Below are 13,376 nucleotides of genomic sequence, written 5' to 3' on the forward strand. Positions count from 1 at the left end.
TCCGGCGGGTCGATGCCCACCACTACGGGCTCACGGGTGTCCGGGTCCCGGGCTCGACCACGCGACCGACGCGCTCGACGAGCACGGCCATCTGGTAGCCGACCTGGCCGATGTCCGCCGAGGTGCTCGTGAGGACCGCGAGGTGAGAGCCGTCACCGACACTCATGAGGAGCATGTAGCCGTTCTGCATCTCGACGATCGACTGCAGCACGGTGCCACCGTCGAAGAGACGGGCCGCACCGGTGGAGAGGCTCGCGAGACCGGAGGTGACGGCAGCCATCTGCTCGGCACGCTCGGTGGGGAGTCGTCGGCTGGCCGCCATGAGGAGGCCGTCCGCCGAGACGAGCACGGCGTGTGCAACGCCGGGAACGTCGTCGACGAACTTGCTGACGAGCCAGCCGAGGTTGCCGCTGGCGTCTGACGGTTGTGCACTCATGCGAAGTCCTTCTCTGCGGTGTGGGTGCTCTGGTCGTCGGCGTCCTCGCCGTGGTGGAGCCGGGCGGCCTCTCGACCGCGTCGGACCCCGTTGAGGTGGGAGGTCAAGGCCCGACGGACCTCGCCCGGGTCACGTCGACCCAGGCCGTCCAGGCCGGACAGGGCGTCCGCCTCGGCCGAACCCGGCACGAGGAACGATCCGGGACGGCGGCTCGGGAGGCCCGCCGACGTGCGCTCGACGGGGGCGGAGGCGGTGGCGGCCTCCGCCGCGCGCCAGCCCTCGTCGATCTCGACCGACGCCCAGGCGCTCTCGCCGTTGGCGGCCGGCTCGCTGTCGAGCCACTTCGAGCGCAGCTGCCGGAAGATCGGCGTGGCCTCGGAGGTGGCCCAGTCGCCGGTGACGTTCGCCGGCTGCGCGGGGGGCGCGAACGCTGCCGGCGCCGCCGGGGCTGCGGGCACGGACGGCTCGGCCGGCGCGAACGGCTCGGCCGGGGCGGCGGGAGCGAACGGCGCCGCCGGAGGGGCGGGCTCGACGGGCGCGGGCGCCCCGAACGAGTCGCTCTGCTCGGCCTCCGCCGTGGGCTGCGGACGCGAGGAGAAGAACGCACCGATGCTGGCACGGCTCGCCGTGTCCTCGGGGCGGACCCGGACCCGGAGGTCGTCGTGCTCGGCAGCAGGGGCGGACTCGGCTGTGACGGGCTCGCTGACGGCGGGCTCGGCAGGCACCTCGGCGGACCAGCTCTCCGCGGCGGCGGGCACCTCGACGGCGGGTTCGGCAGGAGCCTCGGCCGGGAGCTCGACGACGGGGATCTCGGCGGTGGCCGCGACGTCGGGGGTCTCGGTGACGGGCTCGACGGGGGTCTCGCTCGTCTCCGTGGCCTCGTGGACCTCCGGGGCGTCCGTGGCCTCGGCAGCGGCCGCGTCGGCCTGTGCCTCGGCGGGGGGCTCGGTGGCCGCCTCCTCGACGGACTCGGTCTGCGCCGGGGCGTCGGTCTCCTCCGGAGCCGTGACGTCGGCAGCCTGCTCGGCGGGGACCTCGTCGACGGGCGCGGCGTCGGCCGACTGCTCGGCCTCCTCCGCTGCCGCCCGCTCGCTCTCCTTCGCCTGGGCGGCGAGGCGGGCCAGGGGGCTCATCGCGGTGTGGCTCGTGCCGTTGCGCTTCGGGGCCTCGGCGGGAGCCGGGCCCAGACCGAAGGGGTCGGCACCGGCGCCGCTGGCTCCGGGGCGACGCTGCGGCAGCCCACCGGACGTGGCGACCGGGAACGGGCTGGGCGCGGGGAGCGCCGGGGGCATCTCCGGGGCCGCGGTCTCGAGCGGAGCGGTCTGCGTGGCGCGCGCCGCCGGGGCGACCGGCGCAGCAGGAGCGACCGGCGCAGGAGGAGCGACCGGCGCCGCCGGGGCAGCGGGCGCAGCAGGGGCCGCGGGCGTGGCGGACGCGGCAGGCGCCGCGGAGGCCGCCGGGGCCAGGGCGGACAGCGCCGGGGTCGCGGGGGCCGCGGCAGCGACCGGAGCGACCGCCTCGGTCCGGGGCAGCGCCCGGATGAGGCTGGCGGGGATGTGGACCGACGCGGTCACACCGGAGTGCTGGGCGTCGGAGTTGCTGCGCAGCCGGACGGTGATGCCGTGCCGCTGCGCGAGGCGCCCGACCACGAACAGACCCATTCGACGGGCCGTACCGACGGTGACCTCACCACCGGACTCGAGGTCGCCGTTGGCGATGTCCATGGCGTCCGCGGACATACCCAGACCGCCGTCGCGGATCTCGACGAGGTGGCCACCGTCCCAGGCGCGGGAGCCCTCGACGGCGACGTCGCTCGTCGGCGGCGAGAAGGCGAGCGCGTTGTCCATGAGCTCGGCGAAGAGGTGCGCGAGGTCGGCGGCAGCGGCGCCACCGACGGTCGAGGCCGAGGCGTCCACCTGGAGGTTCAGGCGCTCGTAGCCCTGCACCTCGGACATCGCGGCGCGCAGGATGTCGGCAAGCGGCAGGTCGGCGCTACCGGTCGACCGCTGCGACGCACCCGCGAGGACCAGGAGGCTCTGACCGTTCCGGCGCATACGGGCGGCGAGGTGGTCGAGGCGGAACAGGCGGGACAGCCGGTCCGGGTCCTCCTCGTCGCGCTCCAGCTCGTCGATGAGGGAGAGCTGCTGGACGACGAGGGACGAGCTACGCCGGGAGAGCGTCTCGAACATGTCGTTGAGCTGGCTCCGGAGTCGAGCCTGGTCACCCGCCAGGTGAAGGGCCTGGCCGTGCATCTCCTCGACCGCACGGGCGAGCTGGCCGGTCTCCTCGTGGGTGACGATCGGGATCGGGCGGACCGGTGGGGCGGCCTCGCCACGGAGGATCCGCTCGACCGCGTCCGGAAGGTCGCGGTTCGCGATCGAGAGCGTCGACTCACGCACCTGGCTCAGCGGGCGGACCAGCATGCGGGCCACGAGCAGCGCCAGGGCGAGAGCGCCGAGGAGGGCGGCGACGACGAAGGTCGCGTCACGGAGGGCCACGGCGCGGGTGTCGAGCGTGGCCCTGCTCAGGCGTGAGTTCGCGTCGTCCGTGACCTGGCCGACCAGCGCCGAGTAGGACTCCTGGCTGGCCTCCGCGTTCGCCGCGGTGCCCAGGGTGGTCTCGGTGACCAGCGCCGAGAAGCGCGCGACGTTGGCGGCACGCAGCTGGCCGAGCACGGACGGGTCGACGAGGCTCATCGAGTCGAGGGAGGCGGCCTCACGGCCCATGGCGCTGAGCGCCGCGGCCTGGAACCCGGCCTGGAGGAACGAGCTGCTGGAGCTCAGGTAGACCTGCTGCTCCGTGAGGGCCACCTGCGCCTCGACGAGGAGGATGAGCTCGGCGAGCTCCGGCTCCGACACCCTGGTCTCGGCGTCGAGGGCCTCGAGGAAGTCGACGACCTGCGTCTCCACCGCACGTAGCGGCTGGATGACGTCGGCGGGCGCACGAGCGCCGCGCTCGGCGACGCGCTCGAGCTGCTGGCCGGCGTCGACCGCCGCCGAGAGCCGTGCGACCTGCTCCGGCGGGAGGTCGGAGGTGGCGAGCGCGGCCCGGGACTGGGACACCAGCTGCAGGAACTCGCTCGTGTCGATCCCGCCCTCGGCGTTGGCCGCCTCGACGGCGAGCTGCTCGGTCGCCGCGATGGTGCTGAACACCTGGGGCAGGGTCTGCGCCTGGATCTCGGCGGCGCCGTACTCGGCGGCGAGGTCGAGCGACTCCTGGACCCGGAGGCCACCGAAGGCGGCAGCGAGCAGCGCGGGGAGGATCAGAACGACCGCGACCTTCCGGGCGATCGGCCAGTCGGCGATCGACCAGAGGGACGGGACCTTCCGCGACAGCTCCCGTGTGCGGTGCCACAGACTGTTCGTAGCCACCAGTTGTTCCCTCCCGGTTAGGCCTGGAGTCAGATGTAGAGCGGCAAGGATGCGTAATCGCCGCAATGTCGGAGCCTTCCTCGTCGGCTCCTGTGTGTTGCCGGTGGACCGTAGCAACCCATGGGCTGCGAGCGTAAGCCCCATTCGTCACTTGTCGACCGTTTGGCGGATGAGTTGTCACATTCGGTCGACCCGTGCGACACCGAGCGGGCCATGGCATGCAGGAGTCCTTACATGCCCCCGGGGGTTGCGCTACGCGTCCCCACCTGGACGCCTCCGGCGCGGGCGACGACGGCGATGTCTCCCCGCTGGTCGGTACGGTAGACCACCGATCCCAGCCGGTGGAGGAGCGCGAGGTGCTCCGGCGTGGGGTGCCCGTAGTCGTTGTCCGCTCCGACACTGACGATGGCCACCGGCGCGCGGACCGCCTCCATGAACGCCGCATCGAGGTTGGAGCTGCCGTGGTGCGGGGTCTTGACGACCTCGAACCCCCGAGCCGCGGCGGACATCTCCGGGTCCCGCCGCAGCCGGAGCAGGAGGTCGTGGGCGGCCTCCCGCTCGACGTCCCCGAGCAGCAGGACGTCGATGTCGCCGGTGCGGGCCGCGAGGACGACGCTGGCGTTGTTCGGCACCGACCCCGCGGCGATCCGACGTGAGGGGCTCCAGACGGTCGCCTCGAGCTCGCCGGCCCGCAGCCTGTCCCCCGCCGTCAGGGTCGCGACGGGGATGCCGTGCGCGCCGGCCGTGGCGTCGACGGCCCGGGCGGCCGCCTCGGGCTCGCGCACCGGCGTCACGAGCACCTGCCGCACGGTCCGCCCCCGGACGACCCCGGAGAGCCCGTCGACGTGGTCGGCGTGGAAGTGGGTGAGGACCACGGCGTCGACCGACTCGACGTCCAGCCGGTGGAGGCAGGCGTCGACCGGGTTCGGGTCCGGGCCGGTGTCGACGACAACGGCGGAACGGGGACCGCTGCGCAGGACGAGCGCGTCCCCCTGGCCGACGTCGCAGGCGACGACCCTCCAGTCCGCTGGGGGCCAGGTGACGACACGCGTGGGCACGAGGAGGGCGCCGGCCAGGGCGACGACACCGAAGGAGACCACCGGATGGGCGGCGACGACGGCGACGAGTGCCCGCCCGGTCAGCAGGAGCACGACGAGGAGGGCGGCGAGCAGCAGGGCCCCGGGTGGCCCGTCCGGCCATGGCAGCGTGCCACCGGGCACGTCCGCGAAGAGCCGCGCGACCCGGGCGATGAGCGTGGTCGGGACGATGCCGACCCACGCGACGAGGGCGGCACCCCGTTCCGAGACGAGCGAGAAGAGCGCCGCGGCCACGCCTGCGACGGTGGCCGGCGGGACGAGCGGCGCGGCGAGCAGGTTGGCGACGACGCCGACGAGGCTCACCGAGCCCTGGAGCAGCACGACGACCGGGGCTGTCGCCGCCTGTGCCGCGACCGGGACGGCGAAGGCCGGGCCGAGCGGCGCCAGCCGGGACGGCAGGCGCCGCGCGACGGCGTCGCCCCACGGGCGGGTGAAGAGGAGCAGGCCGAGCGTCGCGAGCGTGGAGAGCGCGAAGCCGTAGGAGCGTGCCAGCCAGGGGTCGACGACGAGCACGACGACGACGGCCGCCCCGAGCACGGGGATCCCGGCCGACCGGCGGGAGCGGCTGAGGCCGATCAGGCCGATCGCGCCCATCGCCGCGGCGCGCACGACGCTCGGCTCGGGTCGCGCGAGGACCACGAAACCCGCCAGGGCGAGACCGGCGAGCACCGGGCGGGCCCTGCGTGGCACGCCGACCACGGCGCAGCCACCGAGGACGAGGCCCACGACGACCGCGACGTTGCTGCCCGAGACGGCGGTCAGATGCGTCATCCCGGTGGCGAGCATCGCGTCGGTGAGGTCGGCGGGCGTCCGGCTCGTGTCCCCGATGACGAGGCCGGGCAACAGCCCACGGGCGTCGGCGGGCGCGTCGTCGACGGCGTGGCGCAGCCCGGACCGCAGCCGCTCCGCACCCCGGGCGACGGCCCCCGGCGGACGGACCACCTCCACGGGCCCCGCGACGGACAGGACGGCGACCCGGGCGTCACCGGGGTCTCCCGGTGCCAGGCGTCCGTCGAGCCGCACCGTCGCGTGCCACCCGGGGCCGGCGAGCTCCTGCCCTCCGGTGAGCAGCACGGGCGCGGCCGTGGACCGACGCGTCCCGCGCCCCTCGATCACGCGCACCGTTCCGGTCCGAAGGACCCGCTCTCCCCCACCGCGGTCGGCGACGCGCACGGGGTCGCCCGTGACGAGCACCTCTGCCGTCACGCGGGCCCGCAGCTCGGCGAGCTCGAGCACCCCACCCCGCGTGCGCAGGGCGTCCTGAGTGAGGGCCGCCAGCTGGAGCAGGACGACGAGGACGAGAAGGAGCAGCACCGGCCCGTGAAGCGGTGTGAGCCACCGGCCCCGAGACGCACCGTCGACCTCACGGCGTCCGGTGCGGGCGAGTGCGACACCCGCACCGAGGACGGCGCACCCGGCGACGAGGGCACCGCGGGCCGGCCCGCTCCACGCCAGCGTCGCGGCCGCGACGGCCCACGCTCCGACAGCCGGCGCGGCGAGGCGGAGGTCGACACCGGACGCCGGTGGCCCCGCGTCCGCTCCCCCGGTGGGGGTCACGTCGTGACGAGGGGTCGCAGCCGGGACAGCAGCTTCTCCCCGATCCCGCTGACCTCCGCCAGCTCGTCGACGGTCGTGAACCGGCCGTGCTCGGTGCGCCAGTCGACGATCCGCTGCGCCAGGACGGGCCCGATGCCCGGGAGCGCGTCGAGGGCCGTGAGGTCGGCCGTGTTGAGAGGGACGAGCCCGCCCCCTGGCGTGGCCGCGCCTCCGCCGGCCGGTGCGTCGCCGCCGGGAGCCGCCGCGACCACCTCGCCCGGTTTCGGCACCCGCACCTGCTCGCCGTCGACGAGCGGCCTGGCGAGGTTCACCGCCGCGAGGTCGGCGGACCGGGTGGCCCCACCTGCCGCCTCGACCGCGTCGGCGACCCGGGCACCCACGGGGAGGTGGAGCACTCCGGGACGCGCCACCTGGCCGACGACGTGGACGACGACGTCCGGGTCGCCGGCGTCGTCCACGCCGGCGGTGTGCGACCCGTCCGCCGGCTCACCGGCGGACGGGTCGCCCGGCTCGCCGGCCCCCGCCTCGGGACCGTGCACCACCGTCGGGGGCGCGCCCGCCCCCACGGGCCCCCCCCCCCCGCCCGCCCCCCGGGCGACCCAACACGCAAACCCCCCCGCCCCGCTGGCATCCCCGGGGACGACGATCTCGGCATCCGCCGCGGCCCGTGCCCACGCGACCCGCAGGCCGAACACGGCGACCGCGACGACGGTGACGAGGAGCACCCCGAGCACGGCCCGCCGCCCGGGCTGCCAGGACGCACCGGTGAACGCCGACGGCAGGCGTACCCAGCCCGCGAGAGCCGTCCTCCGGTGCCGGCCGTGGCCCCGCGGCTCCGGGGCGGTGTCGTGCTCACCGTCGTCGTGCGCCTCCGGCGCGACGTCCAAGGATCCCCCGTCGCGCTCCGGGGGCGCCGCTCCGCCGAGCGTGGCGGCCACCGGGACCCATCCCGCCCGCACCGGGCGGAGGCGGGCCAGGGCCCGCGGTGACACGGGCTCGGGCGGGGGTCTGCGTCGCATACCGGCGACGCTAGGAAGCAACCCCCCTGCCGGTCACCGCCGGAAGGGCGCCCTGTGGACGACACCGTCCGTCCGCCGGCCTGTGGACGGCCGGCGGACGGACGAGCACGGGGTCAGCCGCAGGCCCCCAGGTCATCGGTGTGGGAGACACCCGAGGCCCGGTAGGAGTCCACGTCCTCGCGCACCTGCTCCGGGGAGCTCGCGGTCCCGGCGTGGTAGAGCACCCAGTCGACGTGCTCCTGGTACTCCACCGGCCCACGCGAGCCGTCGTCGCCCAGGTCGATGAACCAGTGGTTGAAGGCCAGCTGCATGTCGCTACGAGGGAAGACGTCGTAGTCGGCGCTGTCCCGGTCGTGCACCGCGATCTCCTCACCGTCGAGGGAGTAGCGGATGACGCCGTCGGTGGCCGTCGCGGAGATGACGTGCCAGCCGTCCAGGCTGCCGTACCGCACGTCCGAGACGTTCTGGGCCTCCCACGGGTCCGCCTGGTAGCTGTGGTACGACGTCGTGAACAGGGCCGGTCCGTCGGAGCCCCATCCGCCACGGGAGAGGTACTCGGCGAAGTCCAGCTCGCTGTACTCGGGGTCCCAGTCGTAGCGCAGCGGGCTCAGGGCGTAGAACGTCTGGTTCGGACGTGCCGTGCCCGACCCGCTGACCGGACGGTCGGAGAAGCGGATACGGGCCGCGTAGGTGCCCTCGCGGAAACGGAACTCTCGCTGGGCCAGCTCTGCCTGGGAGGTGCCGGCCGAGGTGCCGTCGGTACGAGCGGTGAGGCGGGCAGCGCTCTGACCGTCGACGTCGACGAAGTCGACCCGGTCGCGCGACCAGCCGTCGCCGCCCCCGACCCCCGGTCCGCCGCCGCCGGAGCGCAGGGTCCAGCCGTGGTCGGCGAGAGCGGGGTCGTCACGGCCCGAGTAGTCGAAGTCGTCGAAGAGGGTTCCGCACCCCGGTGCGCTCGACGCGACCGTGGTGGGTGCGCCGCCGGCGTCGGGTACGGGCTGGGCCCGAGCGGCACCCGTCCCCAGACCGGCGAGCGCCGTCAGCGTGAGAACGAGGGTCGGTGCACAGCGGCGGTACCCCTGCCGCGGTGTCGTCGAGAACGATGTGCGGTGCATGATGCGTCCTTTCCCTGCAGTGCGAGTGGTGCATCGGCGCACCACTCGAGGAGCACTTCTCGACGCTAGCGAGACCGTCTGCCCACCGCGAGCGCGGAGTCCCGTCGACGCTGAGGGTCCGCACAGGCCGTCCGCCCGACCACCGCGCACACGCCGGCGCGCGGTGCTTCAGCCACGGACCCGTGACCACCACGCCCGCACGTTGCGGCGGTGCCGGGAGACGACCACCCCCGCCACCGCCGCGAGCCACGCTCCCGTCCACCGTCCGACCCCCGGCACCAGGCCCATCGCGCCCGTCACGCCCACCGCCGCGATGGCGAGCGTGCCCAGGACGGAGGCCTCCCCGATCACCCGGACGACCGCGAACGCGAGGGCGAAGGTGACGAGGGCGGCGACGGCGACGACCGGCTCGACGGCGAGGACGGCCCCCACGGCGCAGGCGACACCCTTGCCGCCCCGGCCCCGGAGGAACGGGCTGTAGACGTGGCCGAGCACCACGGCGAGACCCGCGACGAGCCCTGCGGTCTGCCCGAACCAGGTCGACGCGAGGAGCGTCGGTGCGAACGCCTTCGCGACGTCGAGGACCAGGACGAGGACGCCCCACTTCCGGCCGAGCACGCGGCCGGCGTTCGCCGCTCCCGGGTTGCCCGACCCGGACGAGCGCAGGTCGCGACCGAGGGTCCCGGCGACGATCGTCGCCGGGTTGACGGCACCGAGGAGGAACGCCACGAGCGCCACCGCGCCGAGGACGAGCAGGTCGGCGGGCACGGGCTCAGGCGGTCGCCCGCGGCACGACCGCGACGGCGAGCGTCCCCGGGCCGACGTGGGCACCGACGACGGCCCCGAGCTCGACGACGCGCACTCCTGCGGCCGGACATCGGGACGAGAGCCGACCGGCGAGCCGCTCCGCCCGCTCCCCCGAGTCGAGGTGGTGCACGGCGATGTCGACGCCGGGACCACCGTCCCGCTCGGCCGCCGAGACGGCGTCGACCGCCAGCTCCTCCAGGAGGGCGATGGCTCGGGTGGAGGTCCGCACCCGCTCGAGCGGCACGATCTGTCCCTCGCGCAGCCCGAGGAGGGGCTTGATCGCGAGAGCGGACCCGACGAGCGCCCCGGCGCGCCCGATCCTCCCCCCGCGCCGGAGGTACTCCAGGGTGTCGACGTAGAAGACGACGGTGGCTCCGGCACAGGTCCGTCGCACGACCTCCGCGACGTCCTCCACCGGCGCGCCGTCCGCGGCGGCACGCGCCCCCGCGAGCACCGCGTGTCCCATGACCATGCCCAGCGCGCGGGAGTCGACGACGGTCACCGGGAGCGGTGCCTCCTCCGCCGCGAGGAGCGCTCCGGCGGTGGTGCTGGAGAGCTCGGCGGAGATGTGGACCGACACGACGGCGTCCGCTCCCGCGCGGGCGGCCGCGTCGTAGGCCTCGAGGAACGCGGCGGGCGCGGGGCGGGAGGTCGAGACCGGGGTGTAGGAACGCAGCGCCTCGGCGACCGCGGCCGCGTCGACGTCCACCCCCTCCCGGTGCTCGGTCCCCCCGATCACGACGTGCAGCGGGACGACCCGGACGTCGAGGCTCCCGACGAGGTCGCCGGGCAGGTAGGCCGTCGAGTCGGTGACGATGACAGTGGGCACGCCCGCAGGCTAGTCGGCCGCTCCCGAGGGGGACGACTCCACGGAGCGCTTCAGCGAGGCTTCGCGGCAGGTGCGTCCGCGGCCGGCGCCGGCGTCGACCGCATCGTGGCCTCCCGGCCCTTCTTCTTGGACGTCTTGCGACCGGTCTGCTCCGGCTTGCCACCGACACAGGAGATCTCGATGGTCACCGTGGAGCCCGAGCCACTGTTCGCGAACGTCACGGACACCCGGTCGGAGCGACCGGCGGTCTTCGTGTCGAAGCTCCAGCCGTCGGCCACCCGGATCGAGTCGACGGTGATCTTCTTGCCGCGGCACGTCGCCGTCACGCTGCCGCCCGCCTCGTTGAAGGAGGAGGTACGGCTCGGCGACGGTGTCGGCGTCGGCGAGGAGCCGCCTCTGGTCGGCGTCCCGGGGTCCGCCGGGGTGGTCGGGGCGGGGTCGGCCGGCTCCGGGCGGTCCGGTCCGGGGGGCTCGGGCGTCGACGGGGCGTCCTTTCCCGCTCCTGGCGCGCCGGGACCACCGGGGACGTCGGGACCGTCCGGGTCGGGCGGGTCCTGCGTGGCGGAGGGCGCCGTCGTGCCGGACGGTGCGTCGGTCCCGCTCTGCGTGCCCTGACCCCCCGGGTCGCCGGGCGACGGAGCCCCCGCGGAGCCGGGCACCGTCCGGGTCGCCGTGGGGCCCGTGGCGCGGACGTCACGCCCGACGATGTCACCGGCGTACCCCACGACCACGAAGGTCACCGCGGCGAGTGTGCCGGCGACGATGACCCAGCCGACGAGCATCGGAACGACGTTGCGCACCGCGGGCCTCACGGCGCCCACCGCCTTCCTGGACTAACGTCCCGACCGTGACACATGTGCTGGTGATCGAGGACGACCCGTCGATCCGCAGCAGCCTGGTCCGGTCGCTGACCGCTCGGGGCCACGCTGTGGCGAGCGCCCCGTCGGGGATGGTCGGCCTGCAACAGGCCCTCGACGACCAGCCGGACGTCGTCCTCCTCGACCTCGGCCTGCCCGACCTCGACGGGCTCAGCCTGCTCAGCATGCTTCGCGCGGTGCGGAACACGCCGGTGATCGTCGTCACCGCACGCGACGACGACCCGACGGTCGTCAAGGCCCTGGACAACGGGGCCGACGACTACGTCGTGAAGCCCTTCGGCATGGACCAGCTCGAGGCGCGCATCCGTGCCGTGCTGCGGCGCAGCGACGCCGGGAGCGACAGCCAGGTGAGCGAGGTCGGCGAGCTCGTCGTCGACGCCGGAGGTCGCGAGGCGCTCCTGGCCGGGGAGCGCCTGGACCTCACCCGGCGCGAGTTCGACCTGCTCCTGTACCTGGCGCAGCACGCGGGCGACGTCGTGACGAAGCGGGAGATCCTCGCAGAGGTGTGGAACCTGCCGTACGGCGGCAGCGAGCGCACGGTCGACGTCCATCTGTCGTGGCTGCGACGCAAGCTGGGCGAGACCGCCGCTCATCCGGTGTACCTCCACAGCGTGCGCGGGGTCGGGGTGCGGCTCGTCGCGCCGAGCGGGGAGCCCGGCGACGCTCCATGATCCGGCGCATCACGTGGCTCGTGGCGGCGTCGACCTCCGCGGTGGTCGTCGCGTTCGTGCTGCCGCTGGTGATCCTCATCTCCGGCCAGGCCGAGCAGCGGGCCGCGGAGTCCGCGCGTCAGCAGGCCGCGACCGTCGCCACGCTCGTCGCCACGCTGGACAACCCGGGCAACCTCGGTCGAGCCGTCGCCGACTCGTCCCTCCAGGGACCGGCGGTCATCGTCGTCCGCCCGGACGACACGACCGTCGGCAGCACCGTGCCGATGGACACGGGCCTTCGCCAGGACGTCGAGCAGGCGCGGCGGGAACGCGCGGCCTTCACCTCGCGTCACGGCAACGGCGTCGACGGTGTGGCGCCGGTGGCGCTCACCGACGGGATCCACGTCGTCGTGGCGCGGATTCCGTCCGACGAGCTGCGCAGCGGCGTGCCGGAGGCGACCGGCGTCGTCGTGCTCCTGGGTCTCGCGCTCGTCCTGCTGTCGGTGCTCGCCGCGCGCAACCTCGCACGCCGCATCGCCGTCCCGGTCATCGAGGTCGCCGACGTCGCCCACCGTCTGCGCGAGGGGGACGCGGACGCCCGGGCGGTGCCCGGCGGGCCGGCCGAGACCCGTGAGCTCGGACGCGCCCTCAACGCCCTGGCCGACCGCATCCACGACCTCGTCGCCGCGGAGCGCGAGAACGTGGCGGACCTCGGACACCGGCTGCGGACGCCGGTGACGGCACTGCGCCTGGACGCCGACCTCGTGAGCGACCCCGAGCTGAACCAGCGGCTTCGCGACCACGTGGACCACCTGCGTCGCAGCATCGACGACGTGGTCCGTGAGGCGCGGCGTCCGCTCGCGACGGAGCTGACCCGTGCCACCGAGCTCACGACGACCGTGCGGGACCGCGTGGCCTTCTGGAAACCGCTCGCGGAGGACTCGCACCGTCCGCTGACCCTCGACCAGTCCGGTGGCGATGCCTGGGTCTCGGTCGGCCGCGACGACGCCGACGAGCTCGTCGACACGTTGCTGGACAACGTCTTCGCGCACACGCCGGAGGGCACGAGGCTGCGGGTCGGGACCGTGGTGTCGGACGAGACGGCGCGTCTGGTGGTGGAGGACTCCGGGCCGGGCATGCCCCGGCCCTGGGCCGGCCGCGGCGACAGCGCCGCCGGGTCGACCGGGCTCGGCCTGGCCATCGTGCACCGGGTCGCCGAGGCGGCGGGTGGCAGCGTGCGGCTCGGCCGGTCGGACCTCGGCGGGCTGCGGGTCGAGGTGGACCTGCCCCTGGACTCGACCGCCTGACCGCGAGGCAGCACGAGGCCCGCAGCCGCTCGGCAGCAGGTGGCTCACGTGCCCTCCGGGGTGTCGGGTGGGAATGGCGCGGACCACCGGCCCGACACCTCGCCGACCGAGGATGCTCGCGCGCGTGCTAAGTGCATGTCGTCAGTTCGTCAAGAGACCGTCAACGGTGGGCGTGTCGCGGTCCGCGCGATCCCTTCGGCGACGGGCCCGTCCCGGCGGTCGGGTGAACGACGAACTCGCAGGTCCCGATACCCATGAGGGTTTCTTAACATCGGGATGACGTCGCGTTGTCGTGGCGCGGGAGATGCTC

10 protein-coding genes are annotated in these 13,376 nt (G+C 74.8%); 2 read left to right on the forward strand and 8 right to left on the reverse strand.

What is annotated here, in order from left to right; genetic code table 11:
• Positions 1-22 precede the first annotated feature (22 nt).
• The 8 genes from JQN72_RS10365 to JQN72_RS10400 form a co-directional block, all read right to left on the reverse strand.
• Positions 23-436 (reverse strand): roadblock/LC7 domain-containing protein, encoded by a 414-nt coding sequence (locus JQN72_RS10365; RefSeq protein WP_204135111.1) that lies wholly within the window; start codon positions 434-436, stop codon positions 23-25.
• Entirely contained in the window at positions 433-3,807 is a 3,375-nt protein-coding gene (locus tag JQN72_RS18895) for an ATP-binding protein (RefSeq protein ID WP_204135112.1), read from the reverse strand. The genes JQN72_RS10365 and JQN72_RS18895 overlap by 4 nt, the downstream gene beginning before the upstream one ends.
• A 230-nt stretch (positions 3,808-4,037) precedes the next feature.
• The gene (locus JQN72_RS10375) at positions 4,038-6,461 is read right to left on the reverse strand and encodes a ComEC/Rec2 family competence protein (RefSeq protein ID WP_204135113.1); all 2,424 of its coding nucleotides are present in this window, start codon (positions 6,459-6,461) and stop codon (positions 4,038-4,040) included.
• Entirely contained in the window at positions 6,458-7,480 is a 1,023-nt protein-coding gene (locus tag JQN72_RS10380) for a helix-hairpin-helix domain-containing protein (protein WP_204135114.1), read from the reverse strand. Before JQN72_RS10380 ends, JQN72_RS10375 begins: the two co-directional genes overlap by 4 nt.
• Before the next feature lie 113 nt (positions 7,481-7,593).
• On the reverse strand, positions 7,594-8,595 hold the full coding sequence (locus JQN72_RS10385; RefSeq protein WP_204135115.1) for a glycoside hydrolase family 16 protein: 1,002 nt from the start codon (positions 8,593-8,595) through the stop codon (positions 7,594-7,596).
• 168 nt (positions 8,596-8,763) lie between these two features.
• Entirely contained in the window at positions 8,764-9,363 is a 600-nt protein-coding gene (locus tag JQN72_RS10390; protein WP_204135116.1) for a glycerol-3-phosphate acyltransferase, read from the reverse strand.
• Between the two features lie 4 nt (positions 9,364-9,367).
• Positions 9,368-10,231: a DegV family protein gene (locus JQN72_RS10395; RefSeq protein ID WP_204135117.1), complete on the reverse strand. Its 864-nt coding sequence runs from the start codon at positions 10,229-10,231 to the stop codon at positions 9,368-9,370.
• Positions 10,232-10,281: 50 nt separating this feature from the next.
• Positions 10,282-11,043 (reverse strand): hypothetical protein, encoded by a 762-nt coding sequence (locus JQN72_RS10400; protein ID WP_204135118.1) that lies wholly within the window; start codon positions 11,041-11,043, stop codon positions 10,282-10,284.
• Positions 11,044-11,078: 35 nt separating this feature from the next.
• Between JQN72_RS10400 and JQN72_RS10405 the strand changes: the two genes are divergently transcribed.
• Both JQN72_RS10405 and JQN72_RS10410 read left to right on the forward strand, forming a co-directional pair.
• Positions 11,079-11,780, forward strand: a complete 702-nt coding sequence (locus JQN72_RS10405) for a response regulator transcription factor (RefSeq protein ID WP_204135119.1) — start codon at positions 11,079-11,081, stop codon at positions 11,778-11,780.
• The gene (locus JQN72_RS10410) at positions 11,777-13,066 is read left to right on the forward strand and encodes a HAMP domain-containing sensor histidine kinase (RefSeq protein WP_204135120.1); all 1,290 of its coding nucleotides are present in this window, start codon (positions 11,777-11,779) and stop codon (positions 13,064-13,066) included. Before JQN72_RS10405 ends, JQN72_RS10410 begins: the two co-directional genes overlap by 4 nt.
• The last annotated feature ends 310 nt before the right edge of the window (positions 13,067-13,376 follow it).

The organism is Phycicoccus sp. CSK15P-2 (assembly GCF_016888005.1).
Taxonomy (GTDB): domain Bacteria; phylum Actinomycetota; class Actinomycetes; order Actinomycetales; family Dermatophilaceae; genus Phycicoccus.

Coding starts and splice junctions, on each gene's coding strand:
- JQN72_RS10365 (WP_204135111.1), bottom strand. CDS start 436: ATGAGTGCACAACCGTCAGACGCCAGCGGCAACCTCGGCTGGCTCGTC.
- JQN72_RS10380 (WP_204135114.1), bottom strand. CDS start 7,480: ATGCGACGCAGACCCCCGCCCGAGCCCGTGTCACCGCGGGCCCTGGCC.
- JQN72_RS10410 (WP_204135120.1), top strand. CDS start 11,777: ATGATCCGGCGCATCACGTGGCTCGTGGCGGCGTCGACCTCCGCGGTG.
- JQN72_RS10385 (WP_204135115.1), bottom strand. CDS start 8,595: ATGCACCGCACATCGTTCTCGACGACACCGCGGCAGGGGTACCGCCGC.